Origin of the sequence: Bombilactobacillus bombi, from assembly GCF_013607485.1 — a bacterium.
GTDB classification, from domain to species: Bacteria; Bacillota; Bacilli; order Lactobacillales; family Lactobacillaceae; genus Bombilactobacillus; species Bombilactobacillus bombi_A.
In genome coordinates this window covers 1-19,030 of record NZ_SCHP01000007.1, presented here as the reverse complement: position 1 = coordinate 19,030, position 19,030 = coordinate 1, and the positions used below count along the sequence as shown (strand labels likewise).

Below are 19,030 nucleotides of genomic sequence, written 5' to 3'. Positions count from 1 at the left end.
CCCACTAGCTCTTTTGTTGGGCGTATTTTTTAGCCTTCACGGGCCGATGATAACGATCGCCAAAGTAAAAGGCTAAACCAATAATTGCACCTAAAGCCGCAGGAACAACCCAATCCATGCCCACATTGGCGAAGGGCAAATATTGTTGCTGCCAAGCGATCAAGGCCTTTGCCCAAGAAGTTTGACTAATTACTGGCGGAAAAGCAGCCACCATATCTAAACAAGCAGCTATCGCAGTCAAAGCCACGCTCCAACCATAGACCCGGGCATCGCGATGGAATAGTGGTGAAAGAATTGATAATAAAATCAAAACCATCGCAAAAGGATATAAGAACATCAATAACGGTGTCGACCAGGCAATAATCGTATCAAGACCAAAGTTAGCAGTTCCAAACGATGCCAAACATGTCAAAAATAACCAAGTATGATAACTAATCTTTGGAAAATGGTGATAAAAATCTTGTGCAAAAGCTGCTACCAAGCCCACAGCCGTCGTTAAACAAGTTAAAACGATTAACACAGCTAATAAGACCTGACCTAAACGGCCTAAATAAAAATTAACTAATTGAGTAAACGCCACGCCACCATCAGCTGAAAGCTTGAACTTACCTAAAGTAGTAGCTCCAATCCAAATTAAAGCGACATAAATCAGACCAATTAAGCCCGTAGCGATAACGCCCGCCTTAGCTGTAACTTGGGCATTGCTGCGTGGAGTCGTCTTACCCAATTGTCTAACAGCAGTAACAATAGTAACTCCAAAAGCCAATCCCGCCAAAGCATCCATCGTATTATATCCTTGCAAAAAACCATTAAAGAAAGCTTTATCTTGATAGGCAGTCGTTATCGGCTGTTGTGAAGCGGCACTCATCGGCTTGAAAAAGGCCAATAAGAAAATTGCAAATAACAAGAGTAAGAATAATGGATTCAACACCTTACCAACACTAGTCATAATACTGGTTTCCTGATAAGAAATCACAAACGCTAATATAAAAAAGATTGCGGAATAAATTAATAAACCACTGTGAGCCCAGTTTGCGGGCAATAACGGTTCAATCCCAACGGTAAAAGAAACTGTCGCCGTCCGGGGCGTACCAAAAAGTGGACCAATAGCTGCGTGAATTAAAATCATGAAAAGTAAGGCAAAAGCTGGTCCTAACGGCCGGCCAATATCATAAACACCTTGCGAGCGGGTAATACTCACTGCCAAAACTGACAACAATGGTAAGGCGACGGCAGTTACCAAAAAACCAATCATTGCCGTCACCCAATGTCCACCCGCTAACTGTCCTAAGTGCAGGGGGAAAATCAAATTTCCAGCTCCAAAAAATAGGCCAAATAATAGCGAACCAACTATTAAATAATCCTTGATTGACAATGGCTTTGGATTTAAATCATGTTCTTGATGCATAGTTATTTCCTCCCCTTTTTAATATAAAAACGCCCTTAACCAACTAAAAATAGTTAAAGGGCGCTCTAGCACGGTACCACCTTTTTTTAGAAACTAATAACCGCAGTTTCTCTTCACATATAGCCTCATGACTATACGTATTACATGATAATGGATGTCCCAATGCCAGCTACCAATTTCACCGCATAACTCAAAAGTGATTGTTATAATAGCCATCTAGCTTCCTTACACCAATTGAAGCTCGCTTGATAGTGGGTTTATTATAACTCGTCTTTCTCATTGTTTTCTAATGAATTACTAATATAATAAAGACCAATCTAATAAATGTCAAGCTTTTATTTAATTTTTTTCAGGACCGAAAAAATTTGTAAAAACTGTCGGTGTTATTAAACTTGTCAGTAGCTTAGCTGAAAATCCACTTAATAACAAAAAAGAGTGCGGACAAAAATTGTCCGCACTCCGCTTTGAATACTACAGCATATATTCACAGATTAAATTAATATCACTTTTAATAATGCTATAAAAATTGCTATCAGCATACAAACTCGTAAATTTTGCGTCGACAAATAAACCGTTGCTAGCATCCAGCCAATTGAAACATAAATAAAGAAATTGATCCAATGCCAAACTTCAAAATTCAAAGCTCCAAAAATGAGGCCGCTTAAAAAGACTCCCAAAAAAGCGCCTCCGAGTGAATTACGCCGCATAAAGTAATTAAAGAAAAATCCCACTGTCACAAACTGCTGTTCAATCGCAATAATAAAGGCACTCGCGAGTAAATCGAACCAAAAGGCCGCTGAACCGCGCTCTAAATAATCACTGCGATTAATTAATGAGGGAAAATGACCCATAGCTTTCAAATAACTAACCAACAACATAAAAACGCCAATAGTGATAGTTGCAAATATAATCAGACCAAAAAATTCAGTAATCCCCTCTAATAAACCTGTATGTAGCTTAACAAAATAACGTTGTTCATGGCGATAACGCAGTAACATCAAAAACAAAGTAGCAAGCGAAAAAGCCAAAAAAAAGACCACAGCTACCGGATGAAGTCCCTTATTGCTAAGGCACAATTGTTCTAATTTTTGAGAAAAAACAACTAAAATTAACCAAATTGCGTACCAAGTAAGGCGAATTGATGGTGTTTTGAGTGCTTGCATAAACTTTCTCCCAAATTTTATATTTACCTAGGCATTATAACATTAGCAAGCTAAACACCTCAAATCATTTCCAAAAATCACTGTTTCTTCATAACTATCAATGTAAAAACTGGTATAATGAAGTTTATATAATAAAAGAAAGTGTGGTTATAATTAATGTTTAGTAAAAAAGTAGCGACTGCGGTTGCGGGCTTAGCAATTTTGTTGACCGGCTGTGCCAACAACAATTCTAGTAAATCTAACACCAATCAGCCAATTAAGCCTTTTAGTGCCCAAGTAACTCCTAGTAATAATGGATTAAAACAACAAATCAGTGGTACATCCACTAAGGGCAGTAAGGTTTATTATCAAGTTGCCGATAACGCTAAAGATTCTACAACAATCAAAAATAAGCGTTTTACAATTACCTTACCTGCTTCTTTAAATACTCGTAAAGTAACAGTCAGCCAAAAGCAAAATTTAAGTAAGCCAATTAAAGTAACTGTTAAAAAGCCTAAAGTAGTGATTAGCAGTGCAAAGTTTGCCAAAAACTTTAACAATTCTAAGAAAATGCAAGCTAAAATGCCAACTAAAACACCAAAATTAGATCGTCCTTTAGATTTAATGTTTAGTCCAACAACTACCTATCATTTCTTAAGTGATGAGACACATATTTATAGTATGCAGTTAGAAATTACTGATATTACTAGTTCTGAAGTCAAATCTCATGTTAGTGCAATGGCTTCTGGTTTAGGTATTAAGAAAGCGGACCTAACTGACTTAGTTGACCAAGCCAAAAAGAACAAGGGCAAAAGTCAAACTAAAGATATCCAAGGTTACCACTTAACAACCTTAGTTGAAGGCAAAAAATTAACTGTCAATGTTACTAAATAAGTTTGATAATAAAAAATCTTCCAAGCAATTGCTTGGAAGATTTTTTTATTTAATGACCTTAATTACTATTCTCTAGTTTAGGAGCTCTAATAAATAAAGTTAATAAACCACTCACAAATAATAACGCTCCTAAAACCAAAAAGGCTACCACAAAACTACCCTTAAATAAGTCTACTAAAAATCCAGCTAAAGAAGGTCCAATGACACCGCCAAAGGTTCCTCCAAAATTCAAAATTCCCGTAGCGGATCCAATGCGGTCTTTGCTGAACAAGCGCTGAGACCATGTAAAAGAACCCGTAAAAGTCGCTACAATCGTCAAATTAGAAATAGCTAACATTACTGTCACCAAAAGCAAATTATGTACAGAAACCATAACCGCTGTGGACAACATTCCAATAGCAGCAGTTGTCACAATAAATTTCTTTTGTTGGCCGGCAAACCATTTAGTCAAGACCATACCGCTGCCTAGACTGCCGACAATTTGCCAAATTGCATTAACCGCCAAGATATTACCCGCAGCCTTTAAAGACAAATGATAACTCTTAGTCAAAAAAGTCACCATCCACGAAGAACTGCCATAAGCAGCCACATTAATCAAAACCAATACCAATGCCAAAACAATCACATTAGGGTCTTTTAAGACTTTGCCTAAGCCCACCTTTTTAGTAGTAGTAACCGCTTGGACTTGTTTTTGATCTTTTGGGACAAAGAAAGTTACAAAGAAAAAAGCCACAACAAATAACGTCCCTAATAACACATAGCCATACCGCCAATTAATAGCAATCACGCGCGTCCCCACAGCATAGGCTAAAATCGCCCCAATACCAGTAGTAGTCAAAATTGCTGACTGCATAAATACCCGTTTGTCGCTGTCAAAATTCTCGGCAATGGCTTTGGAAGCTGCTGATGGATAACCACTATGTCCAACCCCCGAGCCAAAACGCATCAAAATAAAGAACAACAACCCACTGGACCAGCCAAATGCATAAGCAAAAACAGCTGTTAAAATCATGGAAAGCATTAAAATATTCTTCGAGCCAAACTTATCTACTAACCAGCCTGCAGGAATACTCATCAAGCAGTACGCCAGAAAAAACGCACTCATAATAAAACCCGCTTGCTGGGAGGCCAAATGAAATTGCTGCGTAATAGGAACAACAGCAGCCGAAATCATCTGCTTATCCATATAAATTACCGAATACCCAGTCATTAAGGCAATAACCATGGCCATGCCGCCACGCTTAACTGGAGTTTGCGTCTTCTTTTCCATTAAAAGCACCTCACTTAATCGAAAACGATTACAAATAATAAATTAAAAAACATCTACCCTATCAAAAAACCTTAATAAGGGATTGGATTAAATAATATTAATTATACCAATAAATTCCTAATTTATCAGCAAAATTTACCAAATAAAAAAGCATCCCCTTTGAGGATGCTTATTACCACAATATAAGCCATCTATCGGATTCGGACCGACGACCTCCACCTTACCACGGTGGCGCTCTACCTGCTGAGCTAAGATGGCAACTCAGTACTTAACTATAATACCAAAAAATTATAATTTTGCAAGAGCAAATTCGGCATAAATTTCAGAAATAATTGCTCCAACCCCATACATTGCTATTACATCAAAAAATCAGAAAACACCCGCAATAAGATGTTTTCTGATATGTAAATACTTAAAATGCTTCGATAATTTCTAAAATGCCGGCCATAAAAAAGTAAACCGCCGCTAGCGAAACAATCAAAACGCCACCAATCAATGGCCGAAATAGCAGTGTAATACCTGCAACAATACTTAGAATCGCTAAAATAATAATTAACCAATGGTAGCTTTTGCCGACACGCCGATAAATTGGGGCCAGGCTCAATTCAGCCACCCCATCAATAATAAACCAAAAAGCCAAAATATAAATTAAAGTCGTCAAACCTAAAGGAAAATTAAACAAAAACACTAATCCTAAAATAATATCAATCACACCGGAAAAGATTAGCCACCCCACCCGGCTGCGCATCATGATTTGATGGATCTTAGCGGCCAGCCAAAGTTGATAACAGCCCCGCACCAGCGAAAAAGCACCTAACAATATCATAATTGATATCAATCCAGAAACTGGATTACGTAAAATCTGCACGCCGACTACTACCGAAAAAATACCAATAATTAAACTTAACCAATCAAAACGTTGTGTCCTACTCATTGCCAAACTCCCCCTAAATAAATTGCGCCCGCACCAACAACACCGTATAATAAGACTATCAACTTTATAAAAGAGGTTACATAATTGTCTCCCAGTCAAGAAGATTATCTCAAAAATATTTTCGAGCTGCAGCATAGTTTTCAAAAAGTTACTAATAAACGCCTAGCCGAAATGATGCATGTCAGTGCGCCCTCAGTTACGGAAATGCTTTTAAATTTATCCCAAAGCGGTTTTATCGAACACACTCCTTATAATGCAATTGCCCTGACAAAAAAAGGGCGCCAAGAAGCTGAAAGATTGGTAAAAAAACACCGACTTTGGGAGTTTTTCTTAACTGACAAACTTCATTATACCACTAATAACGTTCATCAAGCGGCGGATTCTTTGGAACATTGTACAGATGACAAATTAGTGCAAGCTCTCAATAAATTCCTCAATTATCCTCAAAAATGTCCCCATGGCGGTATCATTCCCGGCAACGGTCAAGGCGAAACGGATGATGATGATTTGGTCTTAAGTGAAGTCAAGCTGCAGACCCCTGTCAAAATTGTGCGGATCTTTGATAATCGTGAATTCCTCGATTACTTTGCCCAGCTCAACTTAAAACTAAACCAAACTGTCACTGTTTTAAAGCAGCTGCCCTTTGATGACTCTTTATTAATTCAAACCGATACCGGCGAAACATTGACTTTAAGCAAAAAAACGACCGATTTTATTTTTGTTGAAAAAGCTCATTCTGCACAAAAATCGTAGTCAGCTAAAAAAGTTCTGCCTAACCAGAACCCTGAAAACCCAATATTGAATTATAAAAAAGGAGTTGGAACAAAATCTTGTTCCGACTCCTTTTATTTAATAATAATCTTGTGGCCATTAATATTAACCAAATCTTGATAAAAAATCGCGTAACTGGCTGCCTTATAAGGCACCAAATAAAGGCTTAAAATTCCCCAAGTAAAGTAATTCAATAAATCCCAGCCCCAAAAACTCACTTCTAACCAGAACAGCCGCAGCTTTTGGCCGCGCATTAACTGCCAACTCAATCTTAAAGTCAAAAGCCACTGCCGCCAAGAAAGGGGCTTTTGCATGCTTAAATCCTTATAGATAAAATAAGTTAACATCAAGCCATAACGCACAATCAAAGCCAGCAATAAGCCAACAAACGACGGCAAACGGCCAATTAACTGAGAAATAATCAAAATTAGCAGCCACAGAGTAATCACGGGGAAAAAATATGCCTGTGAAAAAACCTGCCAGCCATCACCCCAAGTACTCTGTCGTTTTGGCTGCCGCAACAAATCCAAGCAAGCAAAGGCAACCCCCGTAAAAATCAAAAAATATGCTAGGCGGCCTTCGATAACATACCAATAAATCTGCGGATTATTAGTCAGCCAGCTATTCATCGCCTTATAAATTTGTTCATAACTTACAGCACCTGTAAATTGCGCATAAAAACTCGTTGTCAACCGCATAGCCAAGTAAACTATTAACAACACTAACAATAACGGCGCCCAACCTAAGCGTAAAATACGATTAGGCTGTTGCCGGAGGACTTTTCTTGCTAATAATTTAATTTCAAAAATACTCTTGGGAAATTGCACGTTATTTATTATCTCTTTCTAATCGCTCAAAGCGAATTTTTAATTACTAATTGTGCTGCACACGCACTAAAGTGTATTTCTTTTTACCCTTGCGAATAATGACAAAACGCCCATCAAAAGCACTTTGCGGATCCACTTGGTAATCGACATCTTGCTGCCGCTGGCCATTGACATAAATAGCGCCATTTTGAATATCTTCGCGCGCTTGACGACGTGAAGGTTCAATGTGGGTCTGATCCACCAAAAATTCTACTAAATTGCACTCTTGACCAGCGTAATCAACTGAAGGCACTGATTCAAAACCTTGCTCAATTTCATCTGAAGTTAGCTGCTGAATATCTCCAGAAAAGAGTGCTGCGGAAATCTTTTCAGCTTGGTCAACAGCCGCTTGTCCATGAACAAAACGAGTAACTTCTTGAGCCAAAGTGCGTTGTGCTTCCCGTTTTTCTGGGGCAGTTTGTATCTTTTGTGCTAGGTCTTCAATTTGATCCTGGGTTAAGAATGTGAAGTACTTCAAGTATTTCACCACATCACGATCATCAGTATTAAGCCAGAATTGGTAGAATTCGTAAGGACTGGTCTTCTTCGGGTCTAGCCATACCGCGCCGCCTTCAGTCTTACCAAATTTAGTCCCGTCAGCCTTCAATAATAAAGGAATTGTCAAACCAAAAACAGGAGTCTTGGAGCCTTCAATACGGTGAATTAAATCAATACCCGCAGTAATATTGCCCCATTGATCGCCACCGCCAATTTGCAGCTGCACTTGATGTTCACGGTATAACGTAAGAAAATCAATCGCCTGCAAAATCTGGTAAGTAAATTCTGTGTAAGAAATCCCCACATCCAAACGTGAGGCCACAATTTCCTTATTCAGCATGGTATTCACATTAAATAATTTACCATAATCCCGGAGAAAAGACAGCAAATCCATTTTGGAAAGCCAGTCATAGTTATTAACAATTTCAAAATTTTCTGTCCCAAACAAGTTAATCATTTGCTTGGTTAAAGCATCTTGGTTATGGCGTACTTGATCCATTGACTGTAAAACCCGTTCCGATTTTTTACCGGAAGGATCACCAATAGAACCCGTAGCGCCGCCAATAACAATCACCGGCTTATGCCCCAACATCTGAAAACGTTTCAAAATCATGAAAGTAACCAAATGACCAACATGTAAAGAATCTCCTGTTGGATCCACTCCACAGTACAAGGCAATTTGGTGGTGATTCACGTAGTCTTTTAGCCCATCCGCATCCGTCTGCTGATTAATAGCTCCCCGCCATGTCAGTTCATCAATAATATTTTTTGTCATTGTCATTCTCCTTCAAGGTATTTATTGCGCTTTCTGTAAATAATCAGCCAAGCGCTGCAATGTTAAGTGGATATTTTCCATGCTGGCAGCGTAACTAATGCGAAGGTAACCAGCGCCGCCTTGACCAAAGAAACTGCCCGGCAGAACTGCTAGTTGCTCTTGAGCAATTAAGTCTTCGGCCAATCGTACATCATCTTGAATGAGCGAAGCGGGAATCTTCGCAAAAATATAAAATGCACCTTGTGGCTTTGTCACCGCAAAACCGAGCTTCGGTAATCCCGCAACCAAAACATCGCGTCGCTCTTGATACTGAGCCTTCATCACTGCTGCATCGTACAAACCGTTAGTTAAAGCCTCTTGAGCAGCATATTGAGAAACTGCGGGAATGGAAGTCGTCACCAATTCATGTACATGCAAAATATGCTGCATAATTGCCTGAGGTCCGCAAATATAGCCTACCCGCCAGCCCGTCATCGCATGAGATTTAGAAACTCCATTCAGCAATAATGTTTGCTCGGGTAATAACTGAGCCAGGCTAGTATGAGGAACATCATAAGATAATTCACTATAAATTTCGTCACTAATTACAAATAACTGATAACGTGCCAAGACAGCAGCTAATGCTTGCAGTTGCTCCTTGGTATAAGTAACACCAGTAGGGTTGTTAGGATAATTAAGAATAATCGCCTTAGCGTGGGGATGTTGAGCTAAAGTTTGCTCTAATACCGCTGGGTCTAAGCGAAAGTCCGTCTGTGAAGTATCAATAATTACCGGCACCCCTTGGTTCAAGCGAATATTAGGTTCATAAATAGTAAAACACGGTGTCGGCAGCAACACTTCATCACCAGGATTCAGAAGAGCCTTTAAAGTCGTAAAAACTCCTTCAGTGACCCCAATAGTTGTCACAATCTCTGAATCTGGCTGATAGTGCAGCTGATATTTGGCCGCCAAAAAATCTGCGATTGCTTGGGTTAATTCCACTTTACCCTGGGGCAAAGTATAGCGCACAGGTAAAGAATCAATAGCCGTTTTAGCCGCTGTCTTAATATGTTCTGGAGTGCTAAAGTTCGGCTCACCCACAGTCATATTAATAATTCCGGGCGTTTTTAAAGCACGAGCATTAAATAAAAAAATATCCTGGGGCTGCAATTGCAATGCCGCGGTACTCATCCGCTCTTCTAATGTTGTCATATTAAATCCTCCCCCTTAGTGAATTTTTAAATACTTAATTTTAACATAGAAATTTTAGGAACGAGACTTCAAAAACAGCCGATGTTTCAACTTGGGAAAAATCCGCTGATCAGCCCAGCCAATAATCGGTCCTTGACAGAACAAAGCAAAAAAAGTCCCAATATTAACAGCCAATAAATGCCCTGTCCGTCCAAAACAATATCCGATAATTACCACCGGAATCACATAGCTTAAATATTGCCCCCAAGCAGCGCTGCCATGGACAAATTTAAAACGAATCAAGTAACTAAATTCATCATTCGGATGCAGCATGACATCGACACGTTGATAAATTGACGTTGCTAAAGCAATTCCGCCAATTCCCAAAATATCTAAGATTAAGCGTAATCCCCAGGGCAAGTGCGTAACACCTAAATACTCTAACAAATGAGTCCAAAACTGCACCAAATAGCTAAACAAAAACGCAAATAACAAATTTGCGAAAACTGCACGCCAATCCACAGTCTGCCAGCGAATCAGCAAATTAATAACTTGAACCAAAATAGCATAGGTAAATAAAATTGTTCCCAGACTGCCCGGCAAAATACCATGTAAGTTCACGGCAGAAGCCGTCCATACCGCACTGCCCAGATTAGAAGCCACAGCCAAACCATTAGCGAACGAATTCAAGACAATCGAAATTGCTAAATAAAAAATCACTTCGCGGGCAGTCAAACGCCGCTTGCGGCCATTTTCTTCAATCATAAATTTTATAACCGTATCCGTTTCAAAATCGTTTTTTCTAAAGCTAAGTACAATAAAGGCACAATAACAAAAGTTGCAAGGGAATTAATTACCGTTGCCGGCAAACTTAAAAACGCATTAATCGCAGCTACCTTGAGCTGCGTACCGACCATAAGACTTTCGACAATCCCTGCTAACCAGGAAGTGACAATCTTAATCAAGCCAGCACTAAAAGACACTACATATAGCTTTGCCCATTGGCCGGGTTGATAGTGAAGTGCGCGAAAAACTCCAGCAGTCACAAAAGCTAAAATCAACGCTTCAATCATGGTAATCCAAGCCGTAGCCGCATAACCATTCAAAATATCAAACAGGCCTAAACCCAAAACAGCGGCCGCCGCTCCATATCTAAAGCCCAAAATCAACACAGCAATAACCGCAAAAGTATTACCAAAATGAATAAACGGGCGGCCAACAACCGCCGGCAAATTAATTCGAAATAAACTAACACCAATAAAAATAATCGCTGCACATAAACCAGCAAACACAATCTTTTGCAGTTTTTTCTTATTCATCACTATCCCCCCTTAACCGCAGCAATGGTGCAATAATTGCTGTTAATTCCACATCTAAAGCTGACTTAGCAGTTTGCCGCACAGCTTGTGCCGTCAAATAAGCCGCCTGCCTAATAGCTGGAGCAAACTGGAAGTTGGCCAACAACAAAAGGCTTAACAATGCTGTAAATAAATCCCCGCTGCCAAACAAATGCCGGGGATAATAAGGCTGCATGACCTTAACCAACTGCTGACCTTCTAAATAAGCACACCCAATCTGGTCAGCTGTCCGCACACTAGTAATCACTACTTGCTGGCCGCGCATTTGCCCGCTTAGCTCTTGTAAAGCCAACTGCAGGGATTGATCATCATTAAGCGACCTTCCCGTCAATAACTGGGCTTCGGTCACATTAGGAGTTAATACATCGGCCCAAGGCAGCAGCTCTTGAAACTTTGTCACATAATCAGGGGGCAATCCGTGATATAAGTGTCCTTGATCAGCCATAGCCGGATCCAAAATAACAAATCCTGCTTGGTGGCTTAAATAAGCCTGCCAAAGATCAATCAGTGCTTTTGAACCCAAATAACCTAAACAAATTCCGCGCCAAGAAAAGTCCGACCAGTCTTGTAAAGTTGCTTCTAACCAAGAAGTCAAGCTGACAGCCGGAGCCTGCTTACTCCAACCCGTATGAGCCGCTAATAACTGCACCGGCAAACTGACAGTCGGCAGTCCCCAAACCTCAAATAAAGTCGTGGCACTTTTTAGAGAAATATCGCCCCAGCTCGACCAATCTTGTGCCAATAAAACCCGCTGGGCTGCTAATTTTTTATTTATTAGCGCGCTTGACATAAGAACCATCTTGAGTATTAATCTCTAACATATCGCCCACATTCACAAAATCAGGGACTGTCACAACTAAGCCAGTGGATAAAGTTGCTGGCTTACCTGAGCCTGAAACAGTAGCACCCTTAATCGAAGGCTGTGTATCAGTAACTTCTAAAGTTACCGTCGTTGGTAAAGTAATCCCTACCACTTCATCACCGTAAAAGTCAATCTTCACAGTCATATTCTCTTCCAAAAACTTAGCTTCATCACTAATCAAATCTAGTGGCACTTCATATTGTTCATAAGATTCTAAGTCCATGAATACGGCTGTTTGATCTTGGGTATATAAGTACTGCACATTCTTCGTGTCAATAATCGCCTGTTCTAATTTAACATCAGGATGCATGGTCGTATCAGTAATGGCACCCGTCCGTAAGTCCTTGAGTTTTAAGCGCATTACCGTATTACCCTTGCCCGGCTTATGATGGTCGGCGCTCATTACCTTAATTAACTTATTATCTTGGACAAAAGTCATGCCCGCTCTTAAATCAACTGCTGAAATCATTCCTTATCTCTCCTTTAAAAAAGTTTATACAATTAATTGTAGCAGATATTCATTGATAATTTTAGGTTTAGAGCTAATTAATATTTGATTTTAGATATAAAAAATGAGTCTACCACTAATATAATTAGCAGTGACTCATTTTTCTATTGCAGAGAATCAACCAAAGTGTACTCAATTTTTCCTTTATAAGTCCCAGGTGCAGGAGTAGATAGAACGTTCAGTTGAATTGGATTATTAAATTCATAATCCCAAACTTTTGGACCATTATTACTTTTGTCTATCTTTGTAATACTGTTACTATCACCCACTGGAAAAGGACTCGTGTAGTTATAGTTATTGTTATTTGCGTTAACTTCAAAATTTAATGGTGTTCCATTTGCTTTTAAGCCCTTATCCATACTTGCCATTAATTTCCAATCATTATGGATATGACGAGTATCTTCAACTTTAAATTGACTGTCTGCTGTAAATTGCAGTGGATTTATAAGAGGATTATTAAAACCTTTATACTTTAAATTTTTAGGCCAATTCATTAGTGTCAGATAACCTGCTTCAAATGGCTGCCAAACATAAGTGTGGTTTTTGCCATCAGAAGTCATTGAATTTAGATCTTGAGCTGTATAAGTACTACCATTAGGATGATAGTCACTACCATCTCCTACTTCCTGCCATTTCACACTACGACTAACAAACATACCATCTGGAACATTCTTACCATCTCCCGGAATTGGTGTGTCATCACTAGGAGCAGGATCGAACCATTTACTATTTGCTTGTGCTTTAAAATTAGGACCAATTGTTATTTTCCACAAAGTTGGCTTCTTCATTAAATCGTCTTTAGAAACCATATCTTGAGTATCTTTTACGTTTTTCATATTAAATGAACTAATATCAATAGTCTGTAAACCTGTCCCCCAGAACATGGAACGCATACTTAAAACATTTTCAGTGTCTATATTCTTTAAACCAGTAATCGAGGTCATATTGTGCATATGCGCAAACATGTTCTGCAAAGTGGAATTAGTGGCAGTAGTAACTTTCCCAATTATTTCTGCCTTTTTGATTGTGTCCCTAAATTCTTGAACATGCTGTTTAGGATCCCAAGGCCAAGCAGGGGCATGATTTGCATCAACATATGGATAATCTATTTCATGTTGGTAAATCTTCAAAATTCCATCATCAGTAACATCCCACCAGCGAGTATCCCAAACATATGTTTCTTTAAGGTTGCCAGTTTTGTTTTTATGATAATTATTATAAATATCATTAGCAGTCAAGGCATCTCCAGCTGGATTAGTAACAGTACCGCTACCAACAGCCTGCCATTTTTCAGTATTAGGACCCTTGCTAGTGTCAGCTTTAGTTAAGTTTGGATCAGTTGCAAAGTAAGTGTTCGCACCTAAAGTCAATTGTTGAAGATTGTTGCTACCTAAAAACATACCGTCAGAACTTTGCACATTGCCCATATCAAAACTGCTAATGTCAAGTTTATCTAGTTTATAACAATATTTGAACATCCCAGACATATTAGTAACATTTTCAGTGTTTAACTGATCTAAATCACTAAAACTTGTTCCTGTTAGACTAGTATCTCCTTGGAACATATCACTCATGTCCGTAACGCTAGAAGTATTTAAATTACCTAGACCAGTAATACTCGTTAACTTAGGCATACTCATAAACATTCCGGCAGTTGTATCAGTAGTAACACCAGACTTAATCTCAATAGATGTGACTGGAGAAGGATTAACTTTCGGATCTTGATACCACGGCCAATCACTAGAATTAACTGGACGTTTTAAACTAGCCTGCAAGTCAATCTTATGAGGATAAATTGTTAATTTGTTCTGTCTGTCCACATTCCACCAAGAATCATCTCGCACAAATGTTCGAGTGCTTGAGATAGTATTGTTGTTACTACACAATCCTATTACCTCAACTGAGTCATAGATATGTTCTGCATGATTATCATCTTGACCAGCTATATCTTCGCGCCATCTAGCAGGAATTAATCTTGGATCCTGATTAACAGTAATAAACTTATTGTTTTTCCCTAAAGTAATCTTATTTAGATTAGAACTATCGTTAAACATATCACCGGTATCTGTTACTTGACTCATGTCAAAATTGCTAATGTCCAAATTAGTTAATCCCGTATCATAAAACATACCATGCATGTTGACAGCATTAGCAGTATCTAATTTATTTAAATCGGTAATGGAAGTTACTTTACTCATATGAGCAAACATATTCTGCAAGGTCGTATTAGACGCAGTAGTAACGTCTCCCTTAAAGACTACCCCTGTTAAATTCGAAGCCTGTGAAGCCCATGGCCAAGTGGGAACACCATTATTTACATTATAATCAATTGTATGTTTATAAATAGATAATACATTATTATCAATGACCCACCAACTCTTATCCCAAACGTAGGTTTCAGCTGGATTAGGTGCACTAGAAGTTGGTACTTTGTTATACTTGTCAGTTAGATCTTTAGCAGCTAATACTTCACCCAGGGGATTATCGATGGTTCCACTGCCAACGGCTTGCCATTTTTCAGTATTATGACCTGTATTATGGTCAACAGTAGCTGAAGTCAATTTTGGATCAGTTGCAAAGTAAGTTTTCGCACCTAAGGTCAATTGTTGAAGATTTTTGTTGCTGCCAAACATATTGGAAGTGTTTGACACATGACTCATATCAAAACTACTAATGTCTAATGTTTTTAAATCGGTGCCATTATAGTCCTTTGGATTATTTGGATCTGGGTTTGGTGTATTTGGATGTATCTTATCACCGCCTTGGAACATATTACTCATATTTGTAACGTTAGAAGTCTTAAAGTTACTTAAATTAGGATTATCTAGGGCATAACAATACCTAAACATCCCAGACATATTAGTAACATTTTCAGTTTTTAACTGATCTAAATCGCTAAGACCTGCACCGGTTAAAGAAATATCTCCATAGAACATATCACTCATGTCCGTAACGCTAGAAGTATCTAAATTGCCTAGACCAGTAATACTCGTTAACTTAGGCATGCTCATAAACATCCCGGCAGTTGTATCAGTAGTAACACCAGGTTTAATCTCGATAGATGTGACTGGAGAAGGATTAGTTGCCGGATCTTGATACCATGGCCAATCAACTGACTTAACAGGACGATTTAGAATAGTTTGATATTTAATATTATGTGGATAAATTGTTAATTTATTATTGTCAATGTTCCACCAATCATTTTCCCAAGTATAAGTGTCCTTAGGACCAAACTGATTATCGTATAGTTTTTCTAGAGCGTTACTGGTATAAGTTTTTCCATCGCTCAAAGCACTCCAATTTTGAGCATGATTAAGTGAATCTGCGGGTGGTGTCGGAATCGCTGGACTTTCAAGAAATTTTGTCTTATCGCCTAACGTTAGTTCTTTTAATTGAGAATCCCTCGAAAACATATCTGTTGTTGCCGTATTAGTACTGGTTGTTCCATTACTCTTGCCATTGTCAGCGGCTTTAGACATATCTACAGTGCTCATATCTAAAGTTTGTAAACCTATACACTGTTTAAACATCTCAGTAAAATCAGTAACATTAGGTGTTTTTAGATCTTTTAAATCAAGTTGGGTTAAAGCATAATCAAATTGAAACATATTACTCATATCTTTAACCTGAGAAGTGTCCAGATTTTTTAATCCGTTTATTTGATTTAATTTGGTCATATACATGAACATTGCTGCGCAAGTGTTGATTTTAACACCCTCTTGAATATCAACCGTTTTAACTTTGCCTGTATCATTACTCCACGGCCAATCTCTATACGACGTAATATTAAGATCTATAGCATGCTTATAAATTGTCAATGTTCCGCTGTTATCCAGATTCCACCAATCATCATCTCTGATAAAAGTCCGTGTACCGGACAGAGACTTGCCATTACTATACAAACCGATTAATCCAGATTGAGATATAGATGAATCATAGAACTTATTTGCATGATTGTCGTCTTCACCAGTTATATCTTCGCGCCACTTAACAGGAATATCATTGTCAGTTTGGCCATAATTAGTATCTTTATAACTAGCAACTAAACCAGGATCTTTAGGAAAATAATTGTTGGCACCTAAAGTAAGTTGACTCAACTTATTAGTATTAGGATTAGTATCACTGCTAAGCATGGACGTTGTATCTTGAACACCCCTCATATCAAAGTGACTAATATCTAGACTAGTTAAACCAGTGCCCCAAAACATTGCCCGCGTGCTTCCTGGATGATCGACATGAAAATTATCTAAATTTTCAATCGTCTTCAATCCTGACATATGCGCAAACATATTCTGCAAACTCGCCCCTTTAGTATTAGTGACAACACCTTCAAATACAACTTTCTTAACACTACCAGCTGCATTGAGCCATGGCCATGGGGCAGCATTTGTTGAGCCATCGTAAGGATAATTAATAGTGTGGCTATAAATAGTCAAAGTACCACTATTGTCAAGATTCCACCACGTCTTAATCTTAGCTATTCCTTGCCCGGAAATATCATAATTATCGGTGGCAGTAATAGTCAAAGGCTGAGCATAGTTACTATCATCTGTTACTTTTTGGATATCATTCGGCAATTCTGCCTCAAAATTAATATCTGTTCCTGGGTTAGGGTTATCAAGCCGATTTGGCTGACTTGGAGATGATGACTTCAACTTTAAAGGAGCTGTGACCGAATTACCTTGATTATTTGTATAAGTAATCTTCATATCCAAGTAATTAGTATCTCCACTGTGTGTTAAAGCATCATTTACTGTACCCTTCAGGGTTTCTTTATCTCCAAAGACATCATTTACCTTAACGGTAGGAAGATCTGGATATTTAATCTTCTGATCATTAGCCGTGGCAGAGTTATTAACTTTTTTGTTGGTGCCTGCTACTTGATAAGAAGCAGTAGCTGTATTGTCCTTTGTTGCATAATTAAGAGTAAGCGGCAATTTTTCGGGAAACTTATTATCAACTGTTCTCACAAAACTACCCTTAATAACGAAATTATACACATGATTGTAAAAACCTTTATCGGCTAAGGCAGCAGTGGTAGCAGCAATGGTCAGCTTATTAGTACTATCGACTGTTGCTGTAAAGTAACTATTCTTCGATTTTCCATTTTCATCTGTAATAATAAGACTAGAGGAAACATCTACCGTTCCCGTTGGTTTGTCTGGCGGAGTCATTGTCCAATAAGGATCTAAATTATCAGTAATAGAATAAGAACTCAAATAACCTGCGCTTTTACTGGGCATTATTTGGAAAATAGTATACAGAGGACGCAATTTCCAGATATCATCCCCATTATTAGCTCCTCGAGGAGACAATTTAGGCACCTGAATCTGCTGTTGAACATTGTTTGCTTGCTTATTTGCTGGTGCTAAATTAGGAATCTCCCAACTTCTAGGAGAAAGCGTAGGAGTATATTCATTTTTGACTTGAATTGGACTTTGTATGCTTTTAGGCATCAACCCCTGAAGCTTTTTCTTGCTAGTATCATCTACACCTGACTTGTTAGGACCAGGAATCTCCACATCAACTAGTGATCCCATTTCAAATCCAGCCTTAACTTTATACCAACCAGCTTGGTTAAAACTATAACTTAATTGGCTTTTATTCTTAAAAGTTCCCGTAAATTTGACAGTATCTTTATCTTTGGTATTATTCTGCGCCGTCAATTCATATTCAGAAGTATTGTTGTTAAGGTCATAAATCTCACTAGCTGGATCACAATAAATAGCATTAAACATGTCTCTGCTTATATGAACATGTTTTACACTATTAACGTTAGCAAAGGTCAAATGCCCAGAGACATTAGCGGGAGAATGACTATCATGGGTCAAAAATTTCATCGTCACAGAAGCATTCATAAGATAAGCATCACCAATACCAGTAGTAGCCATTTCTACAAAACCAACCGGACTAATTGTAGCCCAGCTTTTAACGCCCAGAGTAGCAACAGTAACATCTGCATCAATGGCTTTCCCATTTACATCAAATCCCACATTAGTATATCGTAAAGTAATTGACATATTGCCAGTTGTATCAGTTGGTTTGATTTCAAATTCATTATCCACAATATCTGCTGGTTTGGGACCAGTTTTCTCCTTTGGATCCCCCGTAAAATTATTTTGATTGACATTATCATAATAATTACATCCACTATAGTCTATTACTTGAATGTCAGTCTGCGAACTAATAGTAGGTGAAAAAGCGTATTCACTGGACATTTGTGTGCCCTTAGCTCGGATATCTTTTAAATAAACATTCGCCGCTTTAGTTGGTATGGCAAATGCCATCAATAAGCAGGCAAATTCCACCACTAATAAGCCAACTCCGGCTATAAAACTAAACCTATGTGAACTAATTGTTTTCATTGACATGAATAGCAAACTCCCCCAAAATTTCTTCAGATTGAATTATCCTGTCAAACTTGTGAAAAAAAAATATGTAAAATGAGCATTACGCTTGACAGGTATCACTATACTTAATAATAGTTATTCTAACCTAAATTGTAAAGTTTATCTAAAGAAACTAATAATAGTTTACAATTTAAAAAATCCTATCAAGACAAATTATATCGTAT

The 19,030-nt window shown here is 38.3% G+C and carries 14 protein-coding genes, 1 tRNA gene and 1 other annotated feature; of the genes, 2 read left to right on the top strand and 13 right to left on the bottom strand.

Annotated elements, in window-relative coordinates:
• Nucleotides 1–4: 4 nt before the first annotated feature.
• Together brnQ and EQ827_RS03085 are read right to left on the bottom strand one after the other, a co-directional pair.
• A complete protein-coding gene (brnQ, locus tag EQ827_RS03090) occupies nucleotides 5–1,408 on the bottom strand; it encodes a branched-chain amino acid transport system II carrier protein (RefSeq protein ID WP_181189520.1) in 1,404 nt (467 codons plus the stop codon).
• Nucleotides 1,409–1,461: 53 nt separating this feature from the next.
• Nucleotides 1,462–1,697 (bottom strand) — a binding site (T-box leader).
• Between the two features lie 202 nt (nucleotides 1,698–1,899).
• Nucleotides 1,900–2,571, bottom strand: coding sequence for a CPBP family glutamic-type intramembrane protease (locus EQ827_RS03085; protein ID WP_181189519.1), 672 nt, complete (start codon nucleotides 2,569–2,571; stop codon nucleotides 1,900–1,902).
• 156 nt (nucleotides 2,572–2,727) lie between these two features.
• Between EQ827_RS03085 and EQ827_RS03080 the strand changes: the two genes are divergently transcribed.
• Nucleotides 2,728–3,444, top strand: coding sequence for a hypothetical protein (locus EQ827_RS03080; RefSeq protein ID WP_181189518.1), 717 nt, complete (start codon nucleotides 2,728–2,730; stop codon nucleotides 3,442–3,444).
• 58 nt (nucleotides 3,445–3,502) lie between these two features.
• Here EQ827_RS03080 and EQ827_RS03075 read toward each other — a convergent pair whose 3' ends face one another.
• The 3 genes from EQ827_RS03075 to EQ827_RS03065 all read right to left on the bottom strand — a co-directional run bounded on the left by EQ827_RS03075 (nucleotide 3,503) and on the right by EQ827_RS03065 (nucleotide 5,648).
• The gene (locus EQ827_RS03075) at nucleotides 3,503–4,714 is read right to left on the bottom strand and encodes an MFS transporter (RefSeq protein WP_181189517.1); all 1,212 of its coding nucleotides are present in this window, start codon (nucleotides 4,712–4,714) and stop codon (nucleotides 3,503–3,505) included.
• A 185-nt stretch (nucleotides 4,715–4,899) separates the two neighbouring features.
• Nucleotides 4,900–4,972 (bottom strand) — tRNA-Thr (locus EQ827_RS03070).
• Between the two features lie 154 nt (nucleotides 4,973–5,126).
• Entirely contained in the window at nucleotides 5,127–5,648 is a 522-nt protein-coding gene (locus tag EQ827_RS03065) for an HdeD family acid-resistance protein (RefSeq protein WP_181189516.1), read from the bottom strand.
• Nucleotides 5,649–5,732: 84 nt separating this feature from the next.
• On the opposite strand from EQ827_RS03065, the gene EQ827_RS03060 reads away from it, so the two are divergent.
• Nucleotides 5,733–6,401: a metal-dependent transcriptional regulator gene (locus tag EQ827_RS03060; RefSeq protein ID WP_181189515.1), complete on the top strand. Its 669-nt coding sequence runs from the start codon at nucleotides 5,733–5,735 to the stop codon at nucleotides 6,399–6,401.
• A gap of 92 nt (nucleotides 6,402–6,493) precedes the next feature.
• On the opposite strand, the gene EQ827_RS09160 is transcribed toward EQ827_RS03060, so the two are convergent.
• The 8 genes from EQ827_RS09160 to EQ827_RS03020 all read right to left on the bottom strand — a co-directional run bounded on the left by EQ827_RS09160 (nucleotide 6,494) and on the right by EQ827_RS03020 (nucleotide 18,827).
• The gene (locus EQ827_RS09160) at nucleotides 6,494–7,246 is read right to left on the bottom strand and encodes a DUF975 family protein (protein ID WP_181189514.1); all 753 of its coding nucleotides are present in this window, start codon (nucleotides 7,244–7,246) and stop codon (nucleotides 6,494–6,496) included.
• Nucleotides 7,247–7,292: 46 nt separating this feature from the next.
• Nucleotides 7,293–8,558, bottom strand: a complete 1,266-nt coding sequence (gene tyrS / locus EQ827_RS03050) for a tyrosine--tRNA ligase (protein ID WP_181189513.1) — start codon at nucleotides 8,556–8,558, stop codon at nucleotides 7,293–7,295.
• A 21-nt stretch (nucleotides 8,559–8,579) separates the two neighbouring features.
• Entirely contained in the window at nucleotides 8,580–9,749 is a 1,170-nt protein-coding gene (locus EQ827_RS03045) for an aminotransferase class I/II-fold pyridoxal phosphate-dependent enzyme (RefSeq protein WP_181189512.1), read from the bottom strand.
• 54 nt (nucleotides 9,750–9,803) lie between these two features.
• Nucleotides 9,804–10,493, bottom strand: coding sequence for a YczE/YyaS/YitT family protein (locus EQ827_RS03040; protein WP_181189511.1), 690 nt, complete (start codon nucleotides 10,491–10,493; stop codon nucleotides 9,804–9,806).
• 5 nt (nucleotides 10,494–10,498) lie between these two features.
• A complete protein-coding gene (locus EQ827_RS03035; protein ID WP_181189510.1) occupies nucleotides 10,499–11,047 on the bottom strand; it encodes an ECF transporter S component in 549 nt (182 codons plus the stop codon).
• Nucleotides 11,040–11,876, bottom strand: coding sequence for a PfkB family carbohydrate kinase (locus tag EQ827_RS03030; RefSeq protein WP_181189509.1), 837 nt, complete (start codon nucleotides 11,874–11,876; stop codon nucleotides 11,040–11,042). The genes EQ827_RS03035 and EQ827_RS03030 overlap by 8 nt, the downstream gene beginning before the upstream one ends.
• The gene (efp, locus tag EQ827_RS03025; RefSeq protein ID WP_181189508.1) at nucleotides 11,854–12,417 is read right to left on the bottom strand and encodes an elongation factor P; all 564 of its coding nucleotides are present in this window, start codon (nucleotides 12,415–12,417) and stop codon (nucleotides 11,854–11,856) included. The genes EQ827_RS03030 and efp overlap by 23 nt, the downstream gene beginning before the upstream one ends.
• Nucleotides 12,418–12,560: 143 nt before the next feature.
• Entirely contained in the window at nucleotides 12,561–18,827 is a 6,267-nt protein-coding gene (locus EQ827_RS03020; RefSeq protein WP_181189507.1) for a BspA family leucine-rich repeat surface protein, read from the bottom strand.
• Between the last annotated feature and the right edge of the window lie 203 nt (nucleotides 18,828–19,030).

Bases quoted from the DNA above. Each gene is read 5' to 3' on its own strand.
- brnQ (WP_181189520.1), bottom strand. From the start codon at position 1,408: ATGCATCAAGAACATGATTTAAATCCAAAGCCATTGTCAATCAAGGAT.
- EQ827_RS03080 (WP_181189518.1), top strand. From the start codon at position 2,728: ATGTTTAGTAAAAAAGTAGCGACTGCGGTTGCGGGCTTAGCAATTTTG.
- EQ827_RS03085 (WP_181189519.1), bottom strand. From the start codon at position 2,571: ATGCAAGCACTCAAAACACCATCAATTCGCCTTACTTGGTACGCAATT.
- EQ827_RS03045 (WP_181189512.1), bottom strand. From the start codon at position 9,749: ATGACAACATTAGAAGAGCGGATGAGTACCGCGGCATTGCAATTGCAG.
- tyrS (WP_181189513.1), bottom strand. From the start codon at position 8,558: ATGACAAAAAATATTATTGATGAACTGACATGGCGGGGAGCTATTAAT.
- EQ827_RS03035 (WP_181189510.1), bottom strand. From the start codon at position 11,047: ATGAATAAGAAAAAACTGCAAAAGATTGTGTTTGCTGGTTTATGTGCA.
- efp (WP_181189508.1), bottom strand. From the start codon at position 12,417: ATGATTTCAGCAGTTGATTTAAGAGCGGGCATGACTTTTGTCCAAGAT.
- EQ827_RS03040 (WP_181189511.1), bottom strand. From the start codon at position 10,493: ATGATTGAAGAAAATGGCCGCAAGCGGCGTTTGACTGCCCGCGAAGTG.
- EQ827_RS03075 (WP_181189517.1), bottom strand. From the start codon at position 4,714: ATGGAAAAGAAGACGCAAACTCCAGTTAAGCGTGGCGGCATGGCCATG.
- EQ827_RS03020 (WP_181189507.1), bottom strand. From the start codon at position 18,827: ATGTCAATGAAAACAATTAGTTCACATAGGTTTAGTTTTATAGCCGGA.
- EQ827_RS03030 (WP_181189509.1), bottom strand. From the start codon at position 11,876: ATGTCAAGCGCGCTAATAAATAAAAAATTAGCAGCCCAGCGGGTTTTA.
- EQ827_RS03065 (WP_181189516.1), bottom strand. From the start codon at position 5,648: ATGAGTAGGACACAACGTTTTGATTGGTTAAGTTTAATTATTGGTATT.